The sequence below is a fragment of the Kitasatospora sp. NPDC089509 genome (assembly GCF_044749365.1).
In the GTDB taxonomy this organism is placed as follows: Bacteria; Actinomycetota; Actinomycetes; order Streptomycetales; family Streptomycetaceae; genus Kitasatospora.
Genome location: NZ_JBIVHS010000024.1, coordinates 114751 through 141424, shown reverse-complemented (window position 1 = coordinate 141424; position 26674 = coordinate 114751). Strand labels below are relative to the sequence as shown.

Annotated in this window: 23 protein-coding genes and 2 pseudogenes; 10 read left to right on the top strand and 15 right to left on the bottom strand. The window is 70.8% G+C overall.

Annotation, left to right across the window (positions count from 1 at the left end):
• The first annotated feature begins 224 nt into the window (after positions 1–224).
• Together ACIP4P_RS35540 and ACIP4P_RS35535 are read left to right on the top strand one after the other, a co-directional pair.
• Positions 225–1118, top strand: coding sequence for a hypothetical protein (locus ACIP4P_RS35540; protein WP_400925652.1), 894 nt, complete (start codon positions 225–227; stop codon positions 1116–1118).
• Between the two features lie 38 nt (positions 1119–1156).
• On the top strand, positions 1157–2122 hold the full coding sequence (locus ACIP4P_RS35535) for a hypothetical protein (protein ID WP_400925650.1): 966 nt from the start codon (positions 1157–1159) through the stop codon (positions 2120–2122).
• Positions 2123–2142: 20 nt separating this feature from the next.
• On the opposite strand, the gene ACIP4P_RS35530 is transcribed toward ACIP4P_RS35535, so the two are convergent.
• Both ACIP4P_RS35530 and ACIP4P_RS35525 read right to left on the bottom strand, forming a co-directional pair.
• The gene (locus tag ACIP4P_RS35530) at positions 2143–3039 is read right to left on the bottom strand and encodes a hypothetical protein (protein ID WP_400925648.1); all 897 of its coding nucleotides are present in this window, start codon (positions 3037–3039) and stop codon (positions 2143–2145) included.
• Complete coding sequence (locus ACIP4P_RS35525; RefSeq protein ID WP_400925646.1) at positions 3036–3437, bottom strand: hypothetical protein; 402 nt, start codon at positions 3435–3437, stop codon at positions 3036–3038. The genes ACIP4P_RS35530 and ACIP4P_RS35525 overlap by 4 nt, the downstream gene beginning before the upstream one ends.
• A 65-nt stretch (positions 3438–3502) precedes the next feature.
• On the opposite strand from ACIP4P_RS35525, the gene ACIP4P_RS35520 reads away from it, so the two are divergent.
• Both ACIP4P_RS35520 and ACIP4P_RS35515 read left to right on the top strand, forming a co-directional pair.
• On the top strand, positions 3503–6745 hold the full coding sequence (locus ACIP4P_RS35520) for a CHAT domain-containing protein (RefSeq protein ID WP_400925644.1): 3243 nt from the start codon (positions 3503–3505) through the stop codon (positions 6743–6745).
• A 519-nt stretch (positions 6746–7264) separates the two neighbouring features.
• Positions 7265–8140 (top strand): hypothetical protein, encoded by an 876-nt coding sequence (locus tag ACIP4P_RS35515; RefSeq protein WP_400925642.1) that lies wholly within the window; start codon positions 7265–7267, stop codon positions 8138–8140.
• Between the two features lie 28 nt (positions 8141–8168).
• On the opposite strand, the gene ACIP4P_RS35510 is transcribed toward ACIP4P_RS35515, so the two are convergent.
• Positions 8169–8432 carry a helix-turn-helix domain-containing protein gene (locus ACIP4P_RS35510; protein WP_400925641.1) on the bottom strand — a complete coding sequence of 88 codons (264 nt, stop codon included), beginning with the start codon at positions 8430–8432 and terminating at the stop codon, positions 8169–8171.
• Between the two features lie 244 nt (positions 8433–8676).
• Between ACIP4P_RS35510 and ACIP4P_RS35505 the strand changes: the two genes are divergently transcribed.
• Complete coding sequence (locus ACIP4P_RS35505; protein ID WP_400925639.1) at positions 8677–9996, top strand: MATE family efflux transporter; 1320 nt, start codon at positions 8677–8679, stop codon at positions 9994–9996.
• Between the two features lie 236 nt (positions 9997–10232).
• Here the strand turns inward: ACIP4P_RS35505 and ACIP4P_RS35500 are convergent, their stop codons facing one another.
• The 5 genes from ACIP4P_RS35500 to ACIP4P_RS35480 form a co-directional block, all read right to left on the bottom strand.
• Positions 10233–11699, bottom strand: coding sequence for an APC family permease (locus ACIP4P_RS35500; RefSeq protein WP_400925637.1), 1467 nt, complete (start codon positions 11697–11699; stop codon positions 10233–10235).
• A 126-nt stretch (positions 11700–11825) separates the two neighbouring features.
• Positions 11826–12377, bottom strand: coding sequence for a hypothetical protein (locus ACIP4P_RS35495; protein WP_400925635.1), 552 nt, complete (start codon positions 12375–12377; stop codon positions 11826–11828).
• A gap of 592 nt (positions 12378–12969) precedes the next feature.
• Complete coding sequence (locus tag ACIP4P_RS35490; protein ID WP_400925633.1) at positions 12970–13452, bottom strand: MarR family winged helix-turn-helix transcriptional regulator; 483 nt, start codon at positions 13450–13452, stop codon at positions 12970–12972.
• 14 nt (positions 13453–13466) lie between these two features.
• Positions 13467–14528 carry an alcohol dehydrogenase catalytic domain-containing protein gene (locus ACIP4P_RS35485; RefSeq protein ID WP_400925631.1) on the bottom strand — a complete coding sequence of 354 codons (1062 nt, stop codon included), beginning with the start codon at positions 14526–14528 and terminating at the stop codon, positions 13467–13469.
• Positions 14525–15418: a VOC family protein gene (locus ACIP4P_RS35480; protein ID WP_400925629.1), complete on the bottom strand. Its 894-nt coding sequence runs from the start codon at positions 15416–15418 to the stop codon at positions 14525–14527. The genes ACIP4P_RS35485 and ACIP4P_RS35480 overlap by 4 nt, the downstream gene beginning before the upstream one ends.
• Positions 15419–15502: 84 nt before the next feature.
• On the opposite strand from ACIP4P_RS35480, the gene ACIP4P_RS35475 reads away from it, so the two are divergent.
• Both ACIP4P_RS35475 and ACIP4P_RS35470 read left to right on the top strand, forming a co-directional pair.
• On the top strand, positions 15503–17116 hold the full coding sequence (locus tag ACIP4P_RS35475; RefSeq protein ID WP_400925627.1) for a CocE/NonD family hydrolase: 1614 nt from the start codon (positions 15503–15505) through the stop codon (positions 17114–17116).
• A 157-nt stretch (positions 17117–17273) separates the two neighbouring features.
• Positions 17274–18374, top strand: coding sequence for a zinc-binding alcohol dehydrogenase family protein (locus ACIP4P_RS35470; RefSeq protein ID WP_400925625.1), 1101 nt, complete (start codon positions 17274–17276; stop codon positions 18372–18374).
• A gap of 59 nt (positions 18375–18433) precedes the next feature.
• Here the strand turns inward: ACIP4P_RS35470 and ACIP4P_RS35465 are convergent, their stop codons facing one another.
• Entirely contained in the window at positions 18434–19774 is a 1341-nt protein-coding gene (locus ACIP4P_RS35465) for an erythromycin esterase family protein (protein ID WP_400925623.1), read from the bottom strand.
• A 383-nt stretch (positions 19775–20157) separates the two neighbouring features.
• Here ACIP4P_RS35465 and ACIP4P_RS35460 point away from each other — a divergent pair, with 383 nt between their 5' ends.
• Both ACIP4P_RS35460 and ACIP4P_RS35455 read left to right on the top strand, forming a co-directional pair.
• Entirely contained in the window at positions 20158–20718 is a 561-nt protein-coding gene (locus ACIP4P_RS35460; protein ID WP_400925621.1) for an RICIN domain-containing protein, read from the top strand.
• A gap of 273 nt (positions 20719–20991) precedes the next feature.
• A pseudogene (locus ACIP4P_RS35455) lies at positions 20992–21650 on the top strand (IS5 family transposase); the annotation flags it as partial.
• A 21-nt stretch (positions 21651–21671) separates the two neighbouring features.
• Here the strand turns inward: ACIP4P_RS35455 and ACIP4P_RS35450 are convergent.
• Positions 21672–22913, bottom strand: a complete 1242-nt coding sequence (locus tag ACIP4P_RS35450) for an IS110 family transposase (protein WP_400925619.1) — start codon at positions 22911–22913, stop codon at positions 21672–21674.
• Positions 22914–23257: 344 nt separating this feature from the next.
• Here ACIP4P_RS35450 and ACIP4P_RS35445 point away from each other — a divergent pair.
• A pseudogene (locus tag ACIP4P_RS35445) lies at positions 23258–23530 on the top strand (transposase); the annotation flags it as partial.
• A gap of 50 nt (positions 23531–23580) precedes the next feature.
• Here ACIP4P_RS35445 and ACIP4P_RS35440 read toward each other — a convergent pair.
• From ACIP4P_RS35440 to ACIP4P_RS35420, 5 genes are all read right to left on the bottom strand, one after another.
• The gene (locus tag ACIP4P_RS35440) at positions 23581–23721 is read right to left on the bottom strand and encodes a hypothetical protein (RefSeq protein WP_400925617.1); all 141 of its coding nucleotides are present in this window, start codon (positions 23719–23721) and stop codon (positions 23581–23583) included.
• 325 nt (positions 23722–24046) lie between these two features.
• Positions 24047–24265: a transposase family protein gene (locus ACIP4P_RS35435; protein ID WP_400925615.1), complete on the bottom strand. Its 219-nt coding sequence runs from the start codon at positions 24263–24265 to the stop codon at positions 24047–24049.
• 415 nt (positions 24266–24680) lie between these two features.
• Complete coding sequence (locus ACIP4P_RS35430) at positions 24681–25184, bottom strand: hypothetical protein (RefSeq protein ID WP_400925613.1); 504 nt, start codon at positions 25182–25184, stop codon at positions 24681–24683.
• Between the two features lie 264 nt (positions 25185–25448).
• Entirely contained in the window at positions 25449–26174 is a 726-nt protein-coding gene (locus ACIP4P_RS35425; RefSeq protein ID WP_400925611.1) for a maleylpyruvate isomerase family mycothiol-dependent enzyme, read from the bottom strand.
• A gap of 9 nt (positions 26175–26183) precedes the next feature.
• Positions 26184–26669, bottom strand: a complete 486-nt coding sequence (locus tag ACIP4P_RS35420; RefSeq protein WP_400925609.1) for a hypothetical protein — start codon at positions 26667–26669, stop codon at positions 26184–26186.
• Positions 26670–26674: the final 5 nt, after the last annotated feature.

The window sequence follows — 26674 nt, the reverse complement described above, 5'->3', positions numbered from 1 at the left end:
TCGTCAAAACTCCTCCAGTAGAGGTCGTTGACTGGCATCATCGTCAACATCGGCGCGGAGCAGTCCCGTTGGAGAGTCGGCTCGTCCGAAAAGGATGGCAACAGACCTTGAAGTGGATCAGGAGGCGGGGACCGTCAGGGCCTTCCGAGGCGCCCCGCCCGCTGCCTGCGCCCACCGCCGTCTACCACTACCGCCTCCAGGTCGAACGTCGGTACGGCGGCTGGGTGAACCCCGTCGACCGGAGGACGGGCGCCACGGTGGACGGGTGCCACGGGATGGTCGAAGCGGCGGAGGGCGAGCTCGTCACGATCGCCGAGCAGGTCATGGCGCGCTCCGGCGGAAGTTGGCACCGGAGCCGCGTCGTCTTCGTCGCCGGGCCTCGCAGCCAGGACGCGGTCCTGCGCGACGACGAGGTGTTCGGCGTGGTCGGCCAGGGGGACGGGGTGTTGGCCCCCGGGCCCGCCCACCCCGGCTTCGCCTCGGGGGATCATCCGCAGTTCGGGCCGCAGCCACGGCCGCCCAGTAGCGAGCCGGAGACCGACCACGGTCTCGCGGACCGTCAGACGGTCGAGTGCGGCTCCTGTCGCACCGACATCACCGTACGCCTGGTGCAGCCGGGCGCTGTCCTCCTCTCGACGCCGGAGAACATCCGCGGTACGGCGTTGATCTGCGGGGGCTGCGGCCGACTCCTCTGCGTGGACTGCCTGGTTCCCGCCGTCGACCTGCCCTTCGAACCGCGCCGTCCGTCCTGCGACCGCTGCGGGGAGACGGTGGTCCCGCTCCAGGCGACGGCCGGTCAGGCAACGAGCTTCGGCCCGCAGGCGGCGAACGCGCGGACGTACGCCGACCGCACGGCGGCCGAGGTGATCGACCACGTGGTCGGCTGCCGGAGAGCCGGCCGCCGCGAGGACCGGACGGTGCGGTACATCCTCGACGAACTGCGCCGGGAGTACGGCCACCCCTCCTATCCGTTCGCCGCCTCCTTGGAGCGCCTGGCCTACGGCACGGCCGGCCCGCCGTTGTACCAGGAGTCGATGGAGCCCGACGAGGTGGAGGTCGTCGACGCGATCCTGCGCCGGCTCGCGGGCGACGCCCTCACCACCGGGCCGAACGACTAGTCGTGTCCATCCGATCGAGGACAGCCAGAGGAGTTGCGGTGGCACGACCCGAGGAGCCCGGGACGGATGCGGTCGCCGGACAGCGCACGGACTGTCCCCATGCCCCGCACGACTTCTCGTGCGGCCCCGTCCACCGCGATCTGTGCGCCTTCGCCCATCAAGGGGCGTGCGCGGCCGTGCATCCGATCTGCCCGGCGTGCTTCACCGCCCATCCCGACGTGGTCGTCCGCTCCATCGCCGGCGCCGTGGCACGTGACGGCGTCCGCATCTCGAACTGCAGCGCCTGCGAGCGGCTCTCCTTCCGCTACGACGCCGAGCTGTTCTGCTCCGTCTGCGACTGGCTCGTGCCGGACGTCAACGAAAGGCTGGCCGAACGCTACGCGGCCAACGGAGGCGAGTTCGCCCCCGGGTCGGGGGAATGCCCGGGCTGCCGTCAGACCGGGGCGGGCCCCGCGCTGACCTTCCCGATCGCCTGTCCCGGGTGCGGTGCGGGTCACATGGTCCCGCAGCAGAAGGTCGGCACGACCACCGGGGCGGTCCTGCGCTGCGCCTGCCACTTCGCGATCACGATCCCCGCCGAGGTGTGGTGCCCCGGCTGTCATCTCAACCTGCGCAACCTCCAGAAGATCTCGGCCCTGGTCAAGAAGGCGAACGAACCGGACGAGCAGCTGGGGGACAATGTCAAGGAACCGCCGCTGGACCGGGCGGCCCGCCGGGTGATCGGGCTGGCGACCGCCGGCGAGCGCCGATCCCGCACCCTGTCCGAAGCACAGCAGAGCCGGCTGCTGAACGGCCGCCACCTCGACACGCTGCTGTACAACGAGGGGCAGATCGCCGACTGGATCCTCGACCACGTCAAGCTCCGCTCGCTCGGCCACCACCTCCACCGGGACGGCGGCACGGACCTGATGTTGGCGGTGGCCGAGCGGGTCGCCGCCATGGACCGTGGGATCCTGCGATACGTGGAGTCCGTCTGGGACGGCATCGGTACCTGGCAGAAGTGAGCAGTGACCGGCACGGCAGGTCAGGGCCGCGCAGGCTCCTTGCGCAGGATCGCGTCGATCTCGCCACCGATCGCGGGCGTGAGCGCACCCTCACAGGGAATGCGCAACTGTTCCGCGAGCGCCGGGCCGTAGAGGTCGACGGCGGCCTCGACCAGCTGGCAGAGCATGTCGGCGGCGGAGCGGGCACGCATAGCGCCCACGGCCACGACGACGGCGGCGATGACCAGTGCCGGGCCCCACACCAGGCCGAGCAGAGCGTAGAGGACGGCCCAACCGGCAAGCCCGTCCGCTGCCGCGTAGGAGGACTGCGCCGCCGCGATGTCGGTACGCACCGTGTCGGGCAGGACGACCCACAGCCGCGGCCACATCAGCGTCACGTCCAGACCGTAAGCCCGGTGGATGCGCATCACGTTGGCCCGCAGCCGGTCGCCGACCCAGGTGGCGTTCTCGGGCCGCTCCAGGCTGACGGCGGACTGGCGGGCCCGCGCCTCGGCGATCTCGGGACCGACGGCCACCGAGCCGACGGCGGCACGCAGCGCCTCAGCCTCAAGCCGCTCAGCACGTTCCCCGGCCCGCTCCCAGCGTCGGACCCGGCGGGCGCGAAGCCACCGGGCAAGCCCGCTCCGCGCCGCCGCCGGCCGGAGTCCGCGGAGCACGGCCGCCAGCCCCGCCGCCGTCATGCCCGCGCCCGCGGCGGCGATCAGCATCCCGGCCACCACGGCGGCGCTCTGTGCAGCGGGATGGTCGCCACCCAGCCGGCGGAGCAGCGGAGCGGCCGCACCCGGGTCCAGCGCGTGCGCCCAGCCGAGCTGCCAGGCCAGCACGGCGGTGCACACCCAGAGCAGACCTTGCAGGAGCAGCGTGGTCAGCCACCGGTCGACGACCTTCTTGCCCAGCTCGTCCAGCAATCCGTTCACCCGCTGGTCACGCTCGCCCACGTCAGCGGATCGCCGGTCAGCTCGCACCGGCGCTCGGTCCGAGGGTCGGCCCCGATCTCAAGGCGCTCACAGGGCCGGACATGTGGACAGCGCCAGCCGCTGACCGTACGCAGGAGGGGCGCGGTGGCCGGCAGCGGCTGGTACGCGCGCGTCTGCACGGTGACACCGTCGAGGCCCGCGGCCGCCGCCACGTCTTCGAGCGTTTCGAGCAGCGGGGTCAGTTCCTCCGTCTCACCTCGGCGCACGGCCATGATGATCCGTGCCCACGTGTCCTCGGGGAGGCCTGATTCGTCGAGCAACCCCTTGAGGGTGTCGTCCGATGCCAACTCAGAACAGAGAATACCGATTTGACGTATCACCAGGGGGATGTCATGCACGCTACGATCATGCCACAGCAGACCGTCGCAGCCACCGGTGAGGCCGTTTCGTGACTCCGAAGGAGATGAAGCAGCGCGCCCTGGACCTGCTCCTCGCTTACGAGCGCACCCGGGATCCGCAGACCCTCCTGCGCGCCGTCACGGCCTACCGGCAGCTGAGCGGGGCCATCCCCCGACAGGACTCCGACCGCGCGAGCTGCCTGTCCAACCTCGGCGTCGCGCTGCAGTGGCTGTTCGAGTTGGACAGTGAGGTGACGGTGCTTCAGCAGGCTGCCACCGCCTACCGCGAGGCGGCCGCCGGCACTCCGCCCGGCGACCCCGAACTCCTGGCCCGGCAGTTCAACGCCAGTCAACTGCTGACACAGCTCTTCGAACTGACCGCGGCCCCGGCGCACTTGCGCGACGCGGGCCGGGCCGCCCGGGCCGCGCTGCGCGCCCTGGGCCCCGGTGAGCCCGACCGCGCGACCCTGCTGGTCTCCCTCGGTGACACCCTCCGGACGGCGTACGAGTGGCTGGGGGACGTCTCCGACCTGCAAGCGGCCACCACGGCCTTCCGGACGGCACTGGACGCGCTTCCGGCGGGCAGCGGCAGCCAGACCGGCTACCGGATCCGGCTCTGTGTCGCCCTGCGGCTGGTCCACGAGCGGACCGGCAACCCGGACGCCCTCCGGGAGGCGGTCGAGGTGGGTCGACGGGCGGTACAGGTCACCCCGATCGACCACCCGGACCGCACCGCGCTCCGCGGGAGTCTCGGCAACGCACTACGGGCGCTGTACGAGCTGAGCGGCGAGGCACAGGCACTGGCCGAGGCCCTGGAGATCGCCGGGGACGCGGTCGCCACGTTGCCCGCCGGACACCCGAATCGCGCGACAGCGCTGAACGTCCTCGCCACCACGTACCTGCTCGATCACCTGCGCACCGGCGAACTCCCGCTCCTGCGAAAGGCGGTGGAGGCAGGGCGGGACGCGATCGACGCTCTCCAGCCGCCGTTCCTGCACCTCGCGACGTACCGGATGAACCTGGCGAACCTCCTGGCGATACTCGCCGACCGTACCCACGACCGGGCCACGGCGAGCGAGGCGGTGCGACTCGGCCGCGAAGCCGTCGAGGCGTTCGCGCCGAACGACCCCGAGCGCGCCCAGGGCCAGTCCATCCTGAGCCGGGCCCTCAGCCTCCTCGGCCGGCTCGACGGCGACCCGGAGACGATGCAGGAGGCGGTGCGCGCGGCCGACAACGCCCGCGACGCCACACCGTACGACCATCCCGCGTACGTGGAGCGCCTGACCAGCCTCGTCAACGCTCTGATGGGGCTGTACCACCGGACGGGGGCCCGACAGTTCCTCGATCGCGCAGTGCGCGCCGCCTCGGACGCGGCCGCGTCCGCCCCGCCGGACCACCCCGACCGTGTCAAAGTCCTGACGAACCTGGCCGGAGTGCTGGAGGCCGCGACCCGAGCGGGTGTCACCGGCCTGGATCTGACGCAGGCCGAGCGTTTCGCCCGGAACGCCGTCGAGGCCGCACCGCCGGGCCTTCCCGAGCGCGCCACCCTGCTGTCGAACCTCGGCGACGTGCTCGTGCTGCTGGCCGAACGGACCGGTGACCCGGCCACGGCACGCGAGTACGTCAGCGTCTACTCCGCGGCCGCCCGCGTCCCCGGCGCCCCGCCGGTGGTCCGCGTCAGGGCGGCACAGCGTGCCGCGCGATCAGCCCTGCTGGCCGGCCACCGCCATCAGGCGATGGCACTCGCGGAGACCGCTGTCGCGCTGCTGCCGGAGCTGATCGTGCGCGACGTCGAGCGCGCCGACCGTGAACACCGGCTACGCGGCGTGTACGGCCTCGCCTCGACGGCCGCCGCGGCCGCGATCTCGGTCGGCCGCCCCGAGCGCGCGGTCGAACTGCTGGAGCAGGCCAGGGGTCTGATCCTGGCCAGCACGCTCGAAACCCGCAGCGACCTCACCGAACTGCGCACCCTCGCGCCCGACCTGGCCAAGCCGTTCGACGAGCTGCGCCGGGCCGTCAACGCCCTCGACCACGAGGCGACGACGCTCGGAGGCACCCTCTCGACGGATGAACTCGGAGCCCGGCTGAGCAGGCTCGCCACTACCCGCGACCACCTCGACCAGCAATGGACCCGGCTACTGGACCGCATCCGGCGACGCGACGGCCTGGAGCGCTTCCTCCAACCACCGCCCATCGACGAGCTGTGCGAGCAAGCCGGGTACGGCCCCGTCGTGTACCTCACGGTCCACGAGCAGCAGGGCCACGCGCTGATCGTGCGCGACGAACCCGGCAACGGCGTCCACGCACTCGCGCTCCCCCCGGAGGTCACGGCGGACAGGGTCGTCGCGAAGGCGGACGCCTTCCGTACGGCCCGGAGCACGGCCGTCGACCGGAGCCGCCCGGCCCAGGAGCGCCGGATCGCGCAACGTCACGTGCTCGACCTCCTCGGCTGGATGTGGGACAACATCACCGAGCCGGTGCTGTCGCACCTCGGCCACACCGCCGCGCCCGCCGCGGACGGACCGTGGCCGCGGATCTGGTGGTGCCCTGTCGGAGCGCTCGCCTTCCTGCCGCTCCACGCCGCCGGCCGTCACGCGGCCTCGCCCCGGGTCGACTCGGTGATGGACCGCGTGGTCAGCTCCTACACACCGAGCATCCGGGCGCTTGCCCATGCCCGCCGGAGGCCACCTGAGGAGTCCCCGTCAGCCGTCGTGGTCGCGGTACCGGACGCGCCCGAGAGTCCGCCGATCGACTCCGCGCTGCTCGAAGCCCAAGCCGTGGGCGCGCTCATTCCGGACGTCGCCGTTCTTCCCTCCCCGGGCACCGAAACCGACCACGACTCCGTGATCGAAGCCCTCCGGCGCCACGGCATCGTCCACCTCGCCTGCCACGGCATCGCCAACCGGAGCGATCCCGCCCACAGCCGACTGATCCTGCACGACCACCTCACCCGCCCGTTGACCCTGCACGACATTACCGAACTGCACCTGGAATCGGCCGAGTTGGCCTACCTGTCCGCCTGCAGCACCACCGACGTCAACCCGCTCCAGGTGGACGAGTCCACCCAGCTCACCGCCGCCTTCCAGCTGGCCGGCTACCGCAACGTGATCGGGACGCTCTGGCCGATCACCGATCAGACCGCCGCCGCCGTCGCACACGACGTCTACGCCGTCCTCACCGGCAACGGCACGTCACGGCCCGTCCTCGACGCCGTCGCGGAGGCGCTCCACCGGGCAACCCGCCGCCAGCGGGACCGGGCACCGGCGGTGCCGACCCGATGGGCCGCATACATCCACTACGGCGTCTGACCGACCCCCGAAGGACCACGACAGGCCGGCGAGGATGAAGACCAGGGCGCCGGGTGCTCCTGCGGTTGGGCCGCGACCGGAAGCTCAGCCCGCCGCCCCGGCAGGTCGTGACCGCCGCCGCAGTCGACGCCTCCGCAGCTGTTCCCGCCGCTCCCGAGGGTGTCCGTAGATCCCTCCTCCCTGGTGGATGATGATGAACAGCGGCGGGCCGCTCCCATGGCACTGGTACGTTGTTGGCCAATCCGGTCTTCAGTAGCCGTTGTCTTTCCGAACGTGGTAGCTGCCTGAATCGGCCGCAAGCGGCAGAATCCCCTGAACAACGCCGCCCTGCCTGGGGTCTCACCTTCTTGAGCGGCCGCTGAAAAGGCTCAAAGTTCACTCCGTTGCCGCATCCGCCATGCCCTGGCTTCTCTGCGCTCAACGTTATGCTGCACACGCACATCGGCCTGGATGTCCGACCTTTGCAATGCGACCTGCCTGTCGGCAGGAAATTTCTTGCCGCCTCAAGCGAGGTGTAATTTGCGAAAGCTCCTTGAGTTCGCCGCGATCACCGCCCTGATCGCTGGACTATCCAGCACGGGGATTCACGCTGCATCTGCGCAAGATGCTTGCAGCAGCAATGCCGTTGTTATTGTTGCACATCCGGACGATGCGCTCGTGTTCATGCATGACAACGTCCGCTATCAGCGGGCCATCGGAAACTGCGTCCATCTCGTGAGCATGACATCCTATTATGATGACGTCACGTCTGTACGAGAAGAGGCCGCGAGAGCGGCATACCAGAAAATCCTGGATGCGAACGCTCCTGACGATACGGTACAACACTTCGATACCACTATCAGGCAGCAGTACGGGAATTATGTGTACCACACATATCGGATCCACAATAGTACGGATCTGACGCTGTCATTCCTTCGACTGCCCGCGTCGACCTACCCCGGATTCACGGAGGGCTCAGTCTATTCCCGCAAGGACGACCAGACGATCGTCTCGTCACTGAAGTCCTTCCTCGAAGCGAAAATGCCTGACAGGGTGTACACCCTTAACACTCAGGGGCTCCTGTACGGCATCAATGAGTGTGTCGTACAGCAGAATGGATTCCTGAGCGCAAACGAGTGCGACCACTACGATCACGTGGGAACGGCCCTCCTGGCAAAAGCCGCATTCAGCGCCAGCGCCATCCGGGCAACCTTGTATGAATTCCACGCCTACGACATGGCCCGCGGCATGTCGGTGAATGCCAATATTTCAGTCCCAGCGTGTCAGCTCTTTTGCGCCGTCCGCGACGCCTACAACAGCATCGATACTGCGGCTGCCGCAACACCATGGGGCGCTTTGCTCTCTTCGAACGACATGTACTCGGCAACCGCTACAGTTTCCTCGGCATCCGGTTGACCTTTCGGGTCGCCGGCGTGCGAGTGCCTTACCGGTGGTTTGTCATTGATCCGAAACGGTAGGCGTTCTGTATCGTCGGACACCACGTGAGTGCCGCGACCCGGGCGGTCTGCAAGGCGTTGAACACGCGCGGGCCGGTGCGCTTTCGGTCGGTCAGACCCGGCAGGCCGTGCTCGGCGAATCGGCCCCGCCAGGTGCGCACGGTGTACAGGTGCAGTCCCGTCTCGCGGGCGATGCGCGCGTTGGATCGTCCGCGCGCGGCGTGCGGCACGACCTGCGCGCGCAGGCGCAATCGGTCGACAGACTCGGCGAGCGCGGCGAAGACGTCCTCAATCCGAGCCGGCCTCGACTACGACCCTCGCCTGGGATACCTGAGCGCGTGCCGGTTCGACACGGCAACGGACTGAACCGGCCAGCCCCTGTGGACATTCGTTGGTGAATGTCGATAGCGTCCTGCGACTCTTCCTCCTTCACGCCCAGCCGTCACACTCCCGGAGGTCCGTATGTTATCCCTGGCCACGCATGAAGGAAGGGGTGTGTGGCGCACCATATCGGGCCTCGCTGTTCCGCTTCTTGTGGCCGAGTCCCTCAATTTCGCTGTCCAGCTCGGTGTTGTCGCCATTCTGGGGCGTATGGGGGGTGACGCCATTTACATTCGCTCCCTGTATCAGCCTGTCAGCCTCGTCGTCCTCGCCGTGACCGTGGGCTTCTCGGTCTCCAACCAGGTCGCCGCCGCGATCAGCAAGGGGGCCGGGCGTCCCCGGGACGTCATGGCGAATGCCGCCAGCCTGGCCAGGGTCTGGCTCGGGCTCGGCGCGGCCCTGTACCTGGTCCTCGCGATCGCGGCTCCCCTGCTGACCGGTCCCTTCCATGTGGACGCCGAGCAACGGGACGCGTTCGTCTCCTTCCTGCGTTGGACCAGCGCCGCCGGTCTGCTGGCCGTCGGGTCGGAGCTCTGCGCGTCCAGCCTGCGCGGCTACGGGTATGTGCGGCACGCCACCCTTCTGATCGTCTGTACGGCGAGCGTACGGATCGGCCTCGTGGCCGGCCTCGGGCTCGGCACCGACGTCGGGATCGCGGCGGTGCCCGTCGCCGAGGCGGCAGCGGGTCTGAGCGGCCTGACCATGGGGCTGGTGCTGCTGCGGCGCACCGAGCTGTGGCATCCGCCGGACGTTCTGACATGGCGGCGCGAAGTCTTCACCGACTTGCGCCGCATCGGATTGCCCATCGCCCTGTCGCTCCTCCTGATCTCCGCGTACAACCTCGCGGTCATCGGCGTCCTCGGGAACTACGGGCAGGACGCCGTGGCCGGGTTCACGGTCGTGTCCACCCTGCAGAACGTCGTACTGCTGCCGGGAATGGTCCTGGGGACGGCGACCGCGATCACCATCAACCAGCAGCGTGGGAAAGGCGATTGGCGGCGTATGCGTGCGTCGATGCGCAGCGGCATCGAGGTCGCCGTCATGACCTACGTGGCGATCGCGGTGCTGGTGTGGCTGGTGCACGACCCACTGGCGCGGCTGATCGGTGGCGACGCCGGGGTGGCCGCGTCCGCCGGCAGCTACCTAGGCGCCGTGGCGCTCACCTACGCCGTCCAGGGCCCCGTACTCACCTCGCTGACCGTCATGGAGGAGACCGGCGGCGGCTTCCGGGCCATCGTGCTCAACGCCATCTACTTCGGCCTGATCGTCGCGGTCAGCACCGCGGCGGCACACGCCGCCGGCAGCGCGGGAGGCTTCTACGAAGCGGTGGCGTACTGCAATCTGATCGGCGTGAGCGTGCCGCTCATCGCCGTACGGCACATACGAGAGCTGTCAGCCGAGGGCAGCGCCCGGACAGCTGCCACGACCAGCTGAGTTGCCGCGGACCTCCCCTAGGGTCACGCCTCGACCTGGTGGAGCAGGATCGACAGTGGCCGGCCGGGCCGCGGCTCGTCCCGCAGGCCGTCCGACTCTAAGAAGGCCCCCACCCCTCAGCACCCGACGTGCGCTGGTGCGGCGGCATCACGTACCCGCCGGTGGGCGGTACGGGGTGCCGGTCCGCCCGCTCCCCGGGCGTGGGAGCCGCCGTTGTGGCCGGGCCGGGTGCGGTGCTACGCCGTACCGGTCCCGGCCTGCCGGTCGTCCAGGTAGCGCTCGTCGATCTCCTTGGGCCCGAACGGCCAGGCTCCCTCCAGGCGTGACCACAGGAGGTAGGCGGCCAGCCCGAGGAGGACCCAGCCGAGGGACCACTCGATCGGGTGCAGGCCCGGGTTGGCCCGGTCCGCGTAGCCGTAGATGACGAGCCAGCCGACGGCGGCCACCACGCTGGGCGCCGGGTAGAGCAGCATCCGGTAGGGGCGGGCGAGGCCGGGCTGGCGTCTGCGCAGCACGGTGACGGCGGCGATCTGGGCGAGCGCCTGGATGATCACCATGACGGTGGTGAGCAGGGTGATCAGCACGGTCAGCGGCGGGTGCTTCGCGGAGTTGCCGAGGTGGCGCGCGGCGAGGAAGGCCGCGGCCGTGATGACGCCCATCGTGAGCAGGCCGGCCACCGGGAAGCGGTACCGGGGGTGGAGGCGCGCGAAGGAGCGGAAGAACAGGCCGTCGCGGGCGGCGTCGTAGGGGACGCGGGAGCCACCGAGCAGGCCGGTGAAGACGGAGGCGAAGGCGGTGACGAGGATGAGGACGGTGACCACGTCCGCCGCGTCCTTTCCGAGGGTGCGCTCCATGACGGCCGAGGCCACCGACTGGGAGGCCGTGTTGCCCTGGTCGAGCATCTCCCGCCACGGCACGACGCCGAGGACGCCGATCTGCAGGAGCAGGTAGATCCCCATGATGGCCACGACGGAGTAGATGATCGCCCGTGGCATCACCCGGCCCGGTTCCCTGATCTCCGCCCCCATGTAGGCGGCGGTGTTGTACCCGAGGTAGTCGTAGATCCCGATGGTCAGCCCCGAGGCGAAGCCGAGCCAGAAGCCGCCGCCGGTGAGGTCGACGGCGTGCGCGGGCCAGGTGAACGCCAGCGAGGGGTGGAAGTGGGTGAAGGCGGCGAGGATGACGGCGGTGACGGCGAGGATCATCACCGCCCACATGACGACCGTGACCCGGCCGATGTTCTCCACCCGCCGCCACAGCAGCAGCACCACGAGCGCGACGACCGCGACCCCGACCAGGTCACCCTGCCCGGCCGTGATCCCGGGCCACAGGTAACCCAGGTACTGGACCAGCCCCTGGACGCCGGTCGACATGATCAACGGGATGAACAGCATCGCCGTCCACACGAACAGGAACGGCATCAGCCGCCCGGTGCGGTACTGGAACGCCTCCCGCAGGTACACGTACGTGCCGCCGGAGCCCGGCAGCGAGGCCCCGAGCTCGGCCCACACGAGCCCGTCCGCGAGCGCGAGGACGGCCCCGGCGACCCAGCCGATGACGGCCTGCGGCCCGCCGAAGGCGGCGACCATGAGGGGGATGGTGACGAACGGCCCGATGCCGCACATCTGGCTCATGTTGATGGCGGTGGCCTGGAACAGGCCCACCCGTCTGGACAGTTCGGGGGAAGGGGCGGTGGCAGCCAACTGGGCACCTCCGGGGGGAGAAGAGGTCGACCGGCTGGGAAAGTAAAGTTCCTTAACTCACCTGGGGTCAAGGCCCGTGCACCGGCGAAAAGCGAGCGTCCACCACCCGGTCCGCACACGGCGGGTTCAGTAGACGTCCGCGAGGCGGCAAGGCTCCTGGACGGACGGGCACAGATGGGCGGGGTGGTCCGGGTCCTCCCTCGGCGGAAGCTCGACCACCGACGAGTCGGGGTCGACCTTCACCTCGACCGCGTAGCGGTACTGCACGACGGTGATCGCCCGACCGGCGCCGAGGTCGACCGTGCGCTGGTGGAGCGGCCCGAACCGGGCTCCCCCGTCCTGCAGCACGACCCGGCCGGTGTCGGCGGGGAAGACCGTGAAGTACGAGGGCTGCCGCAGGCCGCCGATCGTCGACGGGCTCTGCCCGGCGGTGTAGGAGTCGATCGAGCCGTAGGAGAATCCCGTGGTCAGGCCGCCCTTGACGCGGCTGATCGAGGCGAGGCACAGGTAGGAGTCGTCCCTCAGCCACAGCACGTCGGCCCGGTCGTGGGCGTCCTCGCTGCGGTCGAGCACCATCAGATTCGCCAGACTGGGGGTGGGGCAGGGCTTCGGCGGGTTCTTGACCAGCTCGTCGACGATCCACTGCGCCGACGCCGGGGCGGGCTCGGGCAGCGCCACGGGGTGCGCCGTCGGGGTCGGGGTCGCAGTCGGGGTCGCGGTCGGGGCTGTCGTCGGAGCGGCCGTCGCCGTCGCCGTGGATGCCGCCGCCCCTGCGCCGCCCTGCCCCGTGCAGGCCGCCGCCGCCCAGGCCAGCAGCACCACCGCAGCCGATGCCGCGCCCCCGCGCCGCGCCGTACGCCCCATCGCGCAACCCCCGTCACCCGTTCGCCCCCGACATGTTCGACCACATCCTGCCCGATCCGGCGGGCCGGAGGTACCAGTCCCCCGGCGCCCGCGGCATCCGGCCGCGCCTGGACCTCCGTCAGGACGGCGGTGGTGTACGCGGCGCGCTGCGGGATGGCGCCGGCCGGCACCGCCGACCGGCGCGGTGGGCGCCGCTGTCCGTGACCGGACTCCGACAACGGTCGTGGACGTCGGAAGACGAACAGTCGATACGGTCAACACCCTTGTCAGAGAGGCGATTTGGGCCCCGAGGACGTCGGAGTGGACGCCCGATGGGCACCGCTCCGCGAGGCCGGCTCGGCAAGGCCCCGGGGTGCGGGCGGCGCGTCGGACCGGCCGGCGTCGAGGGGGCTCCGGGCGGTGGGGCTCATTCGCCCGGTGCCGGTTCTGCCGTGGGGGCGCAGCCGGAGGCGGTCATGACGCGCAGCAGCAGGCTGCGGAACTGGTCGCGCTCGGGTTCGGTGAGCAGTGCCAGTGCGCGGGCGTCGACGGGCTCGGTCAGCTGCTGCGCCCGCTCCAGTAGGTGCGCTCCGTCCTCGGTGATGTGGACCCGCTGGATGCGCCCCTGGGTGGGGTGGGGGCTGCGGCGCACCAGGCCGCGTCGCTCCAGGTCGGTGATCGCGGCGGACATGGCCTGCGCGGTGACCCCGGCCCGCCGGCCCAGTTCGGCGCCCGAGAGCCATCCCTCGTCGGTGAAGGTGAGCTGGGCCAGGGCCGCGAGCTGGGCCTGGGTCAGCGACAGCGGTTTCAGGGCGCGTTCCACCTGCTGGCTGAGCGTGTTCGACAGCAGCCGGACCAGGAAGGCGGTGCGGGTGCGGGGTGCGACGGGGTGCGGTTCTCGGCGGGACACTGTCTCTCTCCGGGTCATCGGCGCGGCCTTTCGGTGACCCCCGGGAATTCGAGCACGAGCTGGCCTCCGACGCCTCCGGCCTCGATCCGGGTGTGGGCGTCGGCGGCCTGGTCCCAGGGGGTCGGGTGGACGAAGCCGTCCGGCGGCCGGAACCCGGCGGACACCTCGGTCCAGAGGTTATCGCGGTGCGTCCGGTTGCCGGTGCGCACGCCGACGATCGCATGGCTGTGGAGGTACAGCTGCCGGAACCGCAGCGGCACCGGGTCATCGGTGATCGCGCCGGAGACGACGACCACCGCCGCCCGCGCCAGCGCGGGCAGGTAGGCGTCCCAGAGCGCCGGGATTCCGAGGTTGTCGATGACGCAGTCGATTCCGTCGTCACCGGCGGCGGAGCGGAGCCGCCCGGTCAGGTCGTGCGGGCCGGAGTCGATCGCCGCGGTCAGCGGCAGACCGGCCAGCCGGCCCGGGTCCCGTCCGAGCGCGATCACCCGGCTGCCGCGGAAGGCCGCCAGCGCGGCGACGGTCGAGCCGAGCGCGCCGCCGGCCCCGACCACCAGCACCGTCGTGCCCGGCCCGGCGCCGGCCGCGGCCAGCTGCGCCGCGGCGACGACGCCGTTGACGGCCAGTGAGGCCGCCTGGGCCAGGGTGATCCCGTCCGGGATCAGCTGGACGTTCGCCGCCGGTACGACGGTGAACTCGGCGTAGCTGCCGGGGCGGTGGATGCCGAGCAGGCGGAATTCGGGGCAGGCCTCCTCGCGGCCCTGCGCGCAGTACCGGCAGTGCCCGCAGGGCAGCGCCGACGAGACCGCGACCCGGGCGCCGAGCAGGGCGGTGTCGACTCCCTCGCCGACCGCGTCGACGAGGCCGGCGTGCTCGGTGCCGAGCACGTGCGGGAAGGTGCGGACCTGCTCGGCGAAGGGAGGCCGGCCGGCCCGCACGGCGACGTCCTTCGTGCGGGAGACCGTCGCGGCGCCGACCCGCACGCGCACCTCGCCGGGGCCGGGCTCGGGGTCGGGCAGCCGCGTGGTGCGCAGTACCTCGGGCGCGCCGAACCGGTCGATCACGATCGCCTTCATCGCTGCGCTCCTGTCGGGGGGTTGGCCATCGCGCGGGCGACGGCGGGGGTGATGCCGCCGCTGGTGCCCCAGACGTCGGCGTTCTCCTGGGTGCGCGGCCAGGCCTGCGCCTGCCAGTCGGGGCCGACCTCGATCAGGTCCGAGGTGTACTCGATGACGTTGCCGACCGGATCCTGGAAGTAGCAGAAGACGTTTCCGCCCGGTCCGTGGCGGCCGGGGCCCCAGATGGTGTCGTATCCGGCCTTGCGCATCCGGCCGAGCGAGCGCATCACCTCGTCGGTGTCGCGGACCTCGAAGGCGACGTGGTTCAGCGTGGCCCACTCGCCCGGGGCCAGGACCACGCAGTGGTGCTGGGAGTTGCAGCGCAGGAAGACCATCAGGTCGTTCTCGTAGGTGTCGGAGACCGCGAAGCCCAGCACGTCGGTGTAGAAGGCCTTGGCGGCGTCCAGGTCGGGTGAGTTCAGCACGACGTGGCTGAGCCGGTCCGGGCCGAAGGCCCGGCCGGCGGGTTCGCGGTGCTCCGGCAGGCCGGCGCCGACTTCGAGTACGCGGCCCTCCGGATCGGTGAACTCGACCGTGTAGCCGCCGTCGGCCCGCACGCCGGGTTCGGTGAGTACGACCGCGCCGGCCGCGCGGACCTTCGCCGCGATCCGGTCGACGTCGGCGGGCGTCGCCGCGCCGAGTGCGATCCGCCGCAGTGCGCGTCCGGCGCCCGGCACCAGTCGCAGCACGTGGTGTTCGGTGCCGCGGGCCCGCAGGGCGATCCCCCCGGCCGGGGCGGTCGGGTCGGGGACCTGTTCGAGACCCCAGGTCCGCTCGTAGAAGGGCAGCAGCTCCGCGGGGTCGGTGGCCGCGATGTCGATGCTGCGCAGATGGGTGATGCCGGTCATGGCGGTTCTCCTCGTTGCGCTCCCAGTGGATGTAAAGTACTTTATAAAGCAGTTGAGATTCTGGCAAGGATCGAGGAGGCCCCGGTGTCCGCAGCAACCGAGATGACGATCGAGAAGAACGTGCCGGTCCCCACCCGGGACGGCACCGTGCTCCGCGCCGACGTGTTCCGCCCCGCACAGCCGGGCCCGCACCCGGTCCTGATGGTGCACGGCCCGTACGGCAAGGACATCCACTTCGCCGACTTCAACGCCCACGCCTACGGCCTGATCGACGAGCAGGGCCCCCACATGACCTGGGAGACACCGAACCCCGAGTGGTGGGTGCCGCGCGGCTACGCCGTGGTCCGGGTCGACCAGCGCGGCACCGGACGCTCCGACGGGAGGATGGCGCTGTTCTCGCCCACCGAGTGGGAGGACTACCACGACGCGATCGAGTGGGCCGGGGTGCAGGACTGGAGCACCGGGAAGGTCGGCCTGCTGGGCATCTCCTACTACGCCATCGGACAGTGGCACGTCGCGGCACTGCAGCCGCCGCACCTGGCCGCGATCGTGCCCTGGGAGGGCGCGATCGACGTCTACCGCGACTGGTCGCACCACGGCGGCATCCTGAGCAACCGGTTCACCGACGAGTGGTGGACCCGCCAGATCACCGGCAACCAGAGCGCCCTGCCCGCCGGCGCGCCCAACCCGAACCGTGCCGTGGACGGCAACGCCGAACTGCCGGCCGAGTTCCGCGAGCACGCCCTGCTGCGCGACTACTACCGGGCCCGCGAGGTCGACCTCTCGAAGATCACCGTGCCGGTGCTGTCCTCGGGCAACTGGACCAGCTACCCACTGCACCTGCGCGGCAACATCGAGGGCTACCTCGGCGCCGGCTCCGAGCACAAGTGGCTGGAGATCCACGACGGCAACCACTTCACGCCGTTCTACACCGAGGAGAGCCGGCTCTACCAGAAGCGCTTCCTGGACCGCTTCGTCGCCGGCGACGAGTCGGCCTGGCAGGACGAACCGCCGGTGCGCCTGACCATCCGCGACCCGCGCGGCTCCTTCGTGCGCGCCGAGTCCGAATGGCCGATCGCGCGCACCGAATGGACCCGCCTCCACCTGGACGCCGAGCGCGGCTCCCTGGGCGCCGAGGCTCCCGCCGCCGAGGCGAGGGTGGACTATCCGGCGCCCGACGGGGGCGTCACGCTGCTCACCGCCCCGTTCACCGAGGACGTCGAACTCACCGGCCCGTCCGCGCTGCACGTGTGGGTCAGCGCGGACACCGAGGACATGGACCTGTTCGTCACGCTGATCGACCTCGACGCCGAGGGCAAGGAGGTGACCTTCGAGGACGCCTCGGGCATCGGGAACCGCGGCCCCGTGGTGAAGGGCTGGCTGCGGGTCTCGCACCGCGAGCTCGACGAGACCCGGTCCGAGCCCTACCGCCCGGTGCACCGCCACGACACCCGCAGCCCGCTCCAGGCCGGGGTCCCGGTCGAGGCGGCGGTCGAAATCCTGCCCACCAGCAGGGTCTTCGCGGCGGGCCACCGGCTGGGGCTGGTGATCCAGGCCGCCGACCGCAGCGACCCCACCCGGTTCCTGCACGACGACCCCGCCGACCGGGCCCACGCCACGGGAACCAACACGGTGCACACCGGCGGCCGGTACCCCTCGTACCTGCTCGTGCCCGTGATCCCGCCGAAGGACTGCTGAGCCGGTCGCCCGGCTGCCCGGCCGCGGCGCCGGCCGCGTGGCCGAGCGCGTTGCCGAGCGCGTGGCCGAGCGCGTGGCCGAGCGCGTGGCCGAGCGCGTTGCACAGAACCCCCTCCAGGCCGGTGCCGGCCGCTCCCCGTCTCGGAAAGGCTCACTGATGATCACGGACAGTCAGATTCCCACCACCACGAAGGCGGTTCGGGTCCTCGAACACGGCGGACCCGAGCAGTTGGTCCATGCCGACCATCCGCTCCCGCCCCTGGGCCCCCGCGACGTCATGGTCGCCGTCGACACCGCCTCGGTCTCGGGATGGGACCTGAAGTACCGCTCGGGGCAGCTGTCCGGGGAGCGGCTGCCCGGCCGGCGCGCGCTGCCGATGCCGCAGCAGCTCGGCCGTGAGGCCGCGGGTACCGTGGTGGCGGTGGGGGACGAGGTGACCGGGTTCCGGCAGGGGGACCCCGTCGTCGCCGTGGTGCACCCGGAGAATCCGTACGCGTCGGAGACCTACCGGGGCCTGGGCAACCTGTCGACCGGAGTCGACGTGCCCGGCCACGCCGGTCTCGGCTCGTACGCGCAGTACCTGGTGCGTGATCAGCGGCTCTGGCTGCCGCTGCCGGAACACGTCGACCTGGAGCAGGCGGCGGTGCTGCTCTGGCCCTATGCGACCTCGCACCGCCTCGTCCTGGACCGGTTGCGCGTGCGGCTCGGCGAAACCGTGCTGGTGTGCGGCGCCTCCGGAGGGATGGGGGAGGCCACCGTTCGCCTGGCCCGGATGGCCGGCGCCCGGGTCGTCGTGACGACCCGGCACGCCGACAAGGCCGCTCTCCTGAAGGAGACGGGCGCGGACCACGTGGTGGTCACCGCCGATCGGGCCGCGGCCGCGGCCGAGCTACGGGAGTGGACCGCCGGAACCGGGTTCGATCACGCCGTCGACTTCACCGGTGACGCGGACCTCTTCCGACTGGCGGTCGACGCCCTGAGGTTGGGCGGCACGATCTGTCCGGCGGCCGGCAACCAGCGCACGGGCGGACACCTGCCGCTCACGATGAACGACTTCACCCGCTTGGAGCTGACCGTCGTCGGTGTGCGCGGTGCCCGCCATCGCGATGCCCTCGCGGTCCTGGACCTGCTGGCCCAGGGGCTGATCGGCATCCGGATCGCCGCACGGTTTCCGCTGTCCCAGGCCGACCGGGCACACGCGCTCCTGGAGAACAGCACCGACCTCGTGGGCCGGGTCGTCCTCAAACCGGCGTCCTGATCGTCGAGGGCGGCTGCCCGTACCGCCGCACGGGCAGCCGCACCACCCGGCCCCCGGGGCTACAGCTTCTTCGCCTCCCGGACGCTGTGCAGGTGGATCAGGCCGTCGTAGGCCTGGCCGATGGCGACCACGGGCGTCGGGGTGACCGGGAACTGCGTGCCGAAGCTGTACGTCGGGCGCGGGACGTCCAGCCAGTTGCGGGCCGCGACCGGGGCCTTGCGCAGGTCGGCGTAGTAGTCGCGGTACCGGACCTGGTCGAGCGTGTACTCGTTCGTGCCGACGCCGGCGGCGGGAACGGTGAACTTCTTCCATTCGCCGAGGAGCGGCTGATCCTTGGAGAGGAAGGATCCCTGGTCGAAGGTGGTGCCGATGGCGAGGTAGTCCGCGCCCAGGGTGTCGCGCAGGAACGAACCCTGGGTCTTCGGATACATCGCGGGGTCGGAGGCGGCATAGCCGACGTGGTCGTCCTGGGCGGACAGCAGGACCTTGCCGCCGGTGTGCCGCTGCCACCACGCCGTGGTGTCGGCCATCACCTGGTCGCGGTAGCGCTCCATGGCGGTCACCGAGGCCGGGTCGGAGAGGTCGATGGCGAGGAAGGTGTAGGTCTGGGCGATGTTGCGGGCGTTCTGCAGGGCGAACTCGAACTCGCCGTCGCCCAGCTTGCCCTGACTCTCCATCAGCTCGATCAACTGCTGCGCCTCGGCCGCGTTCTGCCGGCGTTCCGCGAGCGGCCGCTTCAGGTACTCGCCGATGGCATCGTCGAGCGGGCGCAGGACGGTGAAGAGCTCGGTCAGTCGCGGCAGTGACTCCGGGTGAGTCCGCCGGACGTAGCCGGTGACCGCGTCGAAGACGCGGGCGTCGAGCCTGGGCGCGCTGATGTCGTCGCCCGTGAAGTGGACCGGGCGGTCGGGGTGCTGGATGTTGTGATCGCGCATCCACTGGACGAGGGTCACGAACTCCTCGCGGTCCCAGGGGGAGTCGGCCATCGTCTCGTGCACGACCTGCCGTGCGTCGCCGTTGCCGTGCTGGAGGTAGTCGTCGATCCGCAGCCCCGCCGACCAGCTCATCTCCAGGGTGAAGGTGGTGAATCCCTTCTTCTCGACGAGGTAGCGGAAGAGCCGGTCCTTCAGCGCGAAGAACTCGTGCGAGCCGTGCGTGGCCTCGCCCAGGCCCACCACCTTGGCGTCGCCGACCATCGCCCCGAGGGCACGCAGGTCGGCCGTGCCGGTGCCTGGCTCCGCCGACAGCAGGGGGTGGGCTATCCGGTCCAGCGCACGGACGGGGTCCGGCACGGCGGCGGACGCGGACGCCGCCGGTGCCGCGTACGCGGCCGTCGCGGGGGCCGCCATGGCGGCCAGGACGAGCGCCGCGGCCACCAGCCGGTTCCTGTTTGCGATCATGTGATGACTCCTCAACCTGGGTAATGCCGAACCCCGTTGAGAAGATGATCACGCGTGCGGCAGCCCGGACGCTCTGGGGCCGACCCGACACTTTCCCGGGGGATAACCCCCCGACCGGGCGACACGTCCGACCACATCAACAGTGCCCCGCCGGACGACCGGCTCAGGAATCAGCCATTGAGACCCGGCCCACCCACTGCTCTTCTCTCCAGCGGTAGGCGCGTGCTTTGCTGAGATGCTTCAACGCCTTTGCAATGCAAGGAACTTCCACCCGGCATGGATGTCCTGCTCATCGTGAACAGTGTGAAGGACGGGCTGTCCGAACCACTTCACTGTCGCGGGGACAGGCGGTGACACCATGTCTGACCACTACAGGGGGTACGTTGAACATCGCCACAAGGACACTGGGTCGCATCGCCCGTACAGTGGCTGCGGCCGTCACCCTGCCGGCCCTCGCGTTCGCCGGAGCCGGCACCGCAACGGCCAGTACGACCTCAACGCAGATCAGCGGCCAGCACCCACGGCTCAATGCGCCCAACGGCACCCTGGTCCTGCGCAGCGCGGCTACGGGCCTGTGCATCGACGACAGCAACTACGGCCTGCGCCACTTCGGATGCCAGGACCAGAACGGCCAGTACGCTGCTTTCCAGCGGTTCACCGTAGTGTCCAACAATGGTCAGACCTGGTCCCTGCACAGCGCGGCTACGGGCCTGTGCATCGACGACAGCAACTACGGCCTGCGGCACTTCGGATGCCAGGACCCGAATGGCCAATACGCCAACTTCCAGCAGTTCTACCTGTATGCGCAGCCCAACGGCTCCGTGGTCCTTCGGAACGTGGCTACGGGCCTGTGCATCGATGACAGCAACTACGGCCTGCGGCACTTCGGGTGCCAGGACCAGAGCGGCCAGTACGCCGGTTTCCAGCAGTTCTACCTGAGCTAGCCTCGATCGTTCGTGACGGTCCGTCGGTTCATCCGGCGGGCCGTTCCGGCTCGTCGCAGAGGTTGCGGGCGAGCCGATGGCCCGGCTGATGTGCCGGGTCGACACCGGGTTCCACTGCTCCGGGGCCGTGGGAGTCCCGGGTGAACAGGCGGTGCAGGTGGCCGACGGAGACCAGGCCGGGAGCGGAGTCCCAACCGTGGGCAGCCAGGCCGTCGCCTAGGAATTGTCCGGCCGATCATGTGACTATCGCCTGCTTTGGTCGTTGGCCCGGGCATGGGGCGGGTAGAGCGCGGTGATCTGTCGGATGCGGAGTGGGAGCGGCTGCGGCCGTTCCTGCCGGTCAGCAATAGGCGTTGTGGCAGGTGGCGAGATCACCGACAGGTGATCGACGGGATCCTGCACCGGGTGCGGACCGGTGTTCAGTGGCGGGATCTGCCGGAGCGGTTCGGTCCGTGGAAGACGGTCTACGAGCGCCATCGGCTGTGGTCGGCCGATGGGACCTGGGAGCGTCTGCTCCAGCAGGTCCAGGCCGCGGCGGACACGGCCGGGGACATCGACTGGGACATCTCGGTGGACTCCACGATCGTGCGGGCCCACCAGCACGCGGCCGGTGCTCGGACCGATCCGCCGCCGGTGCTCGGGCCAAAGGGGGCTGGGTCCGGGGAACACCAGGGCGAGACGCCGTGGCGGAGCCTCGTCGCCTGCCTGGCGGAGGTGGTGAAGGAGGCGAGGGCCTCGGGCGCTCGCGGGGCGGGTTCACCACCAAGGTCCACCTGAGCGCGGACGGCCGCTGCCGCCCGCTGTCCCTGGTCGTCACACCGGGGCAGCGGGCGGACTGCACACAGCTCGTGCCGGTGCTGGAGAAGATCCGTGTTCCCCGGACCGGTCCGGGCAGGCCCCGCAAGTCGCCCGACAGCCTGGCCGCCGACAAGACACCCCATGCAGCTATCGGGTCAAGCGGCCACGGCGAGTGGCGGCGTTTTCGGCGGTGCGAACGCGATTGCTTCGTCGAACTTTTGGCGGCTGCTCAGGCAGTGGTAGAGCTGCCCGAGCATGCGGTTGAACAGGTGGCGGAGGGCCGCATGGTAGCGGTCGCCGGTCTCTCGTCGGCGGCTGTAGTGGTTGTGGGCGCCGGGTGAGGCGGTGAGTGCGGCGAAGGCCCAGTGCCTACCGGTCGCGGCCAGGCGGCTGTTCTTGATCCGTCGGTGGCTGACGCGCCGGCTCTTGCCGGACTCTCGCGTCACGGGGGCGCTTCCGGCGTAGGCCTTCAGATCGCGGGCGGTGTCGAACCGGGTGCGGTCGTCGCCTATTTCGGCGAGCATCCGGGCGCCGGTGAGCACGGCCAGGCCCGGGAAGCTCGTGATGATCTCCGCGTCGGGATGCCGGAGGAAGAGTTCCTCGGTTGCGGCAGCCAGGTCGTCGCAGGCCTGGCAGGCCGCTTCGAGTTGGGCGAGCAGGGCCAGTGTCTGGCGGCCCATCGCCGTTTCCACCAGCCCCGGCTGGCGGAGCCAGGTCCGGTGGAACACCTTGAGCAGGCGGTCGGTCTCGGCGTCTATCCGGCGCTGGCGGCCGGCTCGCACGACGGCGGCCTTGAGCTTGGTGCGGGGGATCTTGGCGACCTCGGCCTGCGTGGGCGCGATCGCCAGGATCGCGCGGGCCTCCCGTGCCAGCAGCCGCTCGCGCTTGCCAGCGAACGCTTCGAGGATCGCCGGGTAGTACTCGCGCAGGTGCGAGCGCAGGCGGTTGTGGGCCCGGGTGCGGTCCCAGACCGCGTCCTGCTGGGCTCTGGCGAGGACGGCGATCGCCTTGACCAGGTCGGAGTCGCTGGGCAGGGAGCGGTGGAGCTCGGCGTCGGTCCGCAGGATGTTCGCCAGGACGACGGCGTCCTGGTGGTCGGACTTCTTGCGGGAGACGGCGTGGCGGTCGCGGTAACGGGCCACGGCCATCGGGTTGATCGCGAAGACACGGCGTCCGGAGGCCCGCAGGCAGGCCACCAGGAGCCCGCGAGAGGTCTCGATCGCGACCGGGATCGGATCGTCGGGCGTGTCGCCGTGCTCGGCGAGCAACCGCAGCAGGTCCTGGAAGCCCGCCGCGTCGTCACTGATCCGCAGCTTGCCGAGCAGGCAGGCCTCAGAGTCGACCACCGCCACATCATGATGGTCTTCGGCCCAGTCGATCCCGCAGGTCACGTGCATGCGCGCCTCTTTTCGATGCTCCGGTGTCCGTCGGCGTCGAGCCGCGGCAGGACCACTCGGCGACCTAATAGAAGCGCTCGCCGGCGCACCACCCCATCAGCCGTCCGTGGCCCCCGCTGATCTCAGGGTCCTCGCTCTCGTGAAGAGCTCCACGGCTCCGGCTGATCAAGAGGTGGCCCTGGGAACGGCTCGAACCACGGCACGCTACGGCGGCCCAGCCCCGAGTGGCAGGGGCCGCGCACGCGTCGCTCTTGTCGAAGCGCTCGAAGCACGGCTTACAGATCAGACGTCTCGCCCGGCCCCTGCCAAGGTCGGGAAGCTCCGGCCTTGATGCCTATTAGGGCTACAGCTCCCGCAAGATCCGCGACTACCTGCGCAGACGCGGCATCCGGCACACCATCCCCGAACGCGTCGACCAGGCACTCGGACGCCTGAACCGCGGCTCGCGCGGAGGCCGGCCACCCGGCTTCGACCGGCGCATCTACCGGTTTCGCAACGTCGTCGAACGCTGCTTCAACCGCTTGAAGCAATGGCGCGGTCTGGCCACCCGCTACGACAAGACCCGCGAGTCCTACCAAGCCGCCGTCACCATCGCCTCAATCCTGCTCTGGACCTGATCTTTGAAGACGATCTCTAGGCCCTGCCACAGATGGAACCGGTCGACGACCTACAGAGCGTTGGGGGCACCGCGGCGGGCGCCCTCGGCGTAGGCGCCCGCCCAGTCCCGGCAGATGATCTCCACGCCAGGGTGGTGGTCCAGCCACGCGGCCAGAGGCCCGGCCTCGCGGGTTGGGAGCACGTCGACCACGCGATGGTCTTCGACGCTGGTGAGTAGGTCTGGCCGCGACGGATCGCAAAGTCGTCCACGCCCAGCACGCGCGGTGTGCTGAACTTCGGATCGGGCAATGTCATGACCCTGCGTAACAAGGTCATCCGTCCCGGGCCGAAGCCCAGATGGGCAGCCAGCCGGGCTCCGGCCCGCCCGGCCAGCGCGAGCCCCACTCGCTGCAGGGCGTGGTTGAGCCGGGTGGTGAATCGTGCGTGCGGGGCGGCCAGCTGGGAGAACGGCTCGGCGAACGTCCGGCGTGGGCAGTCCGCCGACCCGCAGATGAAGCGCCGGACCGTCAGCCGGATCAGAAGTCCTGCTCAGCGAGCGGAAGGTCCTTCAGCCTGCGCTGATATCGGTCGTGGACCCGGTCCGAGAAGCGACCGCAGTCCGGACATCCAGCCCCGGCCGCGCGGCCTCTGGCCACCACCTCGACCGTGCCGAACGCGGCCGTGACCGACTCGACATCCACCTCGTCGATCCCGGCGAACACCAGCGAGTCCCAGAACGGTGCATCGGTCTGCATGACCACCACCATCACCGTCCACAGCCGCCCTCAGCAGCGGCCAGCAGATACCTGATGGATCGTCAATTCAGTTCGCGGATGACAAAGGCGTACGCGGTCTCACGCGAACCCGTCTCCTCACAATCGAACATCGGGGTAACGCTCCGCGACGGCTCCCCACGGTCTGTGCCAGAACCCGGAGCTCGTGAACAAAGCCATCCCCGGGGCAGCGGTGTGTCCGCCTGCTGTTTCGAGTCAGGCGGCTCACCAGGGCCGAGTCCGGCGAGCTCGCCCGCTCGGTCGTCGATCCGCCGGCCGGGCGGCCAGGGTGACCCCGGGACGTATCCCCCGCCTGCACCCTCCCAGCCGGCCTGTCATGGCTTGTCTCGCCAGCCTGCCGAAGCTGAGACGCCTTCCCTGCCGCCCACCGTGGCTGTCATTGCCCGTCGAAGCGAGCCCGCGGCGGGTGCTCGACGGCATCCGGGTCGGCGCGCGGGTCGTAGGCGTCCAGTCCCTCCTCGCGGACCAGGCCGGCGATCCGTTCCCACTCGCGGTGGTCGACCTCGGCCGTGCGCGCCGGCCAGTCGAAGCTCCGGTCCATCAGGGCCAGGTCCCGAAGGCGGCGCAGCTGTTCCAGTGCCCGGTGTGCGGCCCGGTCGATCTGGGGTCCGGTCATCCGGTCCGCGTCGCGGCACACCGTCGCACGGTGGAACAGGACCGTGTCCGGGTGAGGCTGCGGACGTTCGCCGGGGGTGTTCAGCCAGTGGGCGGAGATGGTGTGGGAGACGGCGCCGGGGAAGGTCACAGCATGGCCGTCAGCGTCGTGGATGGTGCAGGTGATCTCGTACGGATGGCCCTGTGCGAGGCCGAGGCCGGTCGCCTGTTCGGCGCTCAGCCGCAGCACCACGTCCCCCACCGGCACCTCCTGGCGGACTACCACTTCTCCCTCACCCGTGCACGGGGGTCTCCTTCGGGCGGCGGGGAGGCCGGGCGGGTGGCAGGCTCCGGGCACAGCTCACCAGGCCGGTTCGCGGAGCGCGCGCGGTGCTGGGCCGGTCGCCTGACGGGCGGCTCTTCCGCCCCTGTTCGGCCGAGCCCGTTCAGGCGAATTCGCGTCTCGGAACCGATGCCTGCCCGAGGCCCTTTCGCTGTGGAGCGCTCTTTGCGGCCTCACAATCGGGCGGTGAGCTCCCGGTCCCCTGGTTCAGTCCAGGGAGGGCCAGTCGAGGAAGCGGCGCAGCAGCGCCCGGTCGCCCTCCACCCGCAGGCTCTCCCCCGGGAGGCGGGCGTACAGGGCGAGTAGCAGGTCGCTCGCCGGAGCATGCAGGGCGGCGTCGGTGGTCGCCCCGTTGTCGACCGGGCGGGCGCCCCTGTGGCCGAGTTCCAGCACCCAGGACGGCCCCTCGGCAGTGTGCAGCCCGACCCGGGCGGCGGGGTGCGGCCAGGCGCCGCTGGACCCGTGGGTCACCGCGATGAACTCGGCGATGCCGTCAATGGCCACCGCGGCGGGGACCGGCTGCGGACCGCCGACGGCCAGCTGGGCATCGAAGGCGTGCACGGCGGCCTCGTGGACCTGGTGGCGGGCCACCGCGGCCGCCGTGCGGGGCGCCGCGCTGGGCTCCCACCAGGCCCAGCACCCGGTATCCGGGCCGGACTTGCGCAGGGCGGCGACCAGGGCGCCGGTGGCCTCGGTCAGCCGCGCCGGCGGCGCGGAGTCCGCGGGCGGCTCCGCGCCCGGTCCGGCGGTCACCGCGACGGACCAGAAGTGCTGGACCTCGGTGAGGTGTTCGACCAGCTGCCGCAGTGACCAGTCCGGGCAGCCGGGCACTGGGACGTCGGGATCCGGCGTTCCGGCGACCGCCTCGCCCAGCGCTGCCGAGCGCTCCTCGATCAGGGCCAATAGGTCTTCGAAGGAGGGTGTTTGAGTCACCGACCCGTTCTACCAGACCCGGCGCAACCCGGCGGCGGCCCGCCCCAGCCACAGGCCCGTCAGACCCTGCAGCGCAGCGAGCAGCAGCGTCACGGCGATCAGCAGCCAGCCCAGCGCCGGCAGTCCGGCCAGCGCCGCCGTGGTGCGCGCGGTGCCGACCACCGGCTCGCCCGCCGCCGCCCGCAGGAGCAGCGGCAGGGCCCAGCCCGCCGTGGTGGCGAGGAGGGTGATCAGCAGCGCGGTCCGCAACCGGGTCCGCATCGGGCTCCCCCGCCAGGCGGTGACCAGCCCCAGCCCGAGGCCGACGACGAACGGTGCGAACCACCACTGGGCGTCGGTCGCGAGGGCCACCGGCGCGAAGCCGCCGACGGTGAGCGCCGCGTACCGGCGCCACCGCCCACCGGGACGGTCCCGCGCGGGCTCCGCGGCCGGTCGCGCAGCACTGACCGTCGGGTCCGTCGGGTCCGTCGGGTCCGTCCGATCGGCTCGGCGCACGTCCC

What these genes read in the sequence shown, in the direction of transcription:
- ACIP4P_RS35520 (WP_400925644.1), top strand. Translation starts at nt 3,503, where the DNA reads ATGAAGCAGCGCGCCCTGGACCTGCTCCTCGCTTACGAGCGCACCCGG.
- ACIP4P_RS35485 (WP_400925631.1), bottom strand. Translation starts at nt 14,528, where the DNA reads ATGAAGGCGATCGTGATCGACCGGTTCGGCGCGCCCGAGGTACTGCGC.
- ACIP4P_RS35480 (WP_400925629.1), bottom strand. Translation starts at nt 15,418, where the DNA reads ATGACCGGCATCACCCATCTGCGCAGCATCGACATCGCGGCCACCGAC.
- ACIP4P_RS35470 (WP_400925625.1), top strand. Translation starts at nt 17,274, where the DNA reads ATGATCACGGACAGTCAGATTCCCACCACCACGAAGGCGGTTCGGGTC.
- ACIP4P_RS35465 (WP_400925623.1), bottom strand. Translation starts at nt 19,774, where the DNA reads ATGATCGCAAACAGGAACCGGCTGGTGGCCGCGGCGCTCGTCCTGGCC.
- ACIP4P_RS35450 (WP_400925619.1), bottom strand. Translation starts at nt 22,913, where the DNA reads ATGCACGTGACCTGCGGGATCGACTGGGCCGAAGACCATCATGATGTG.
- ACIP4P_RS35435 (WP_400925615.1), bottom strand. Translation starts at nt 24,265, where the DNA reads ATGCAGACCGATGCACCGTTCTGGGACTCGCTGGTGTTCGCCGGGATC.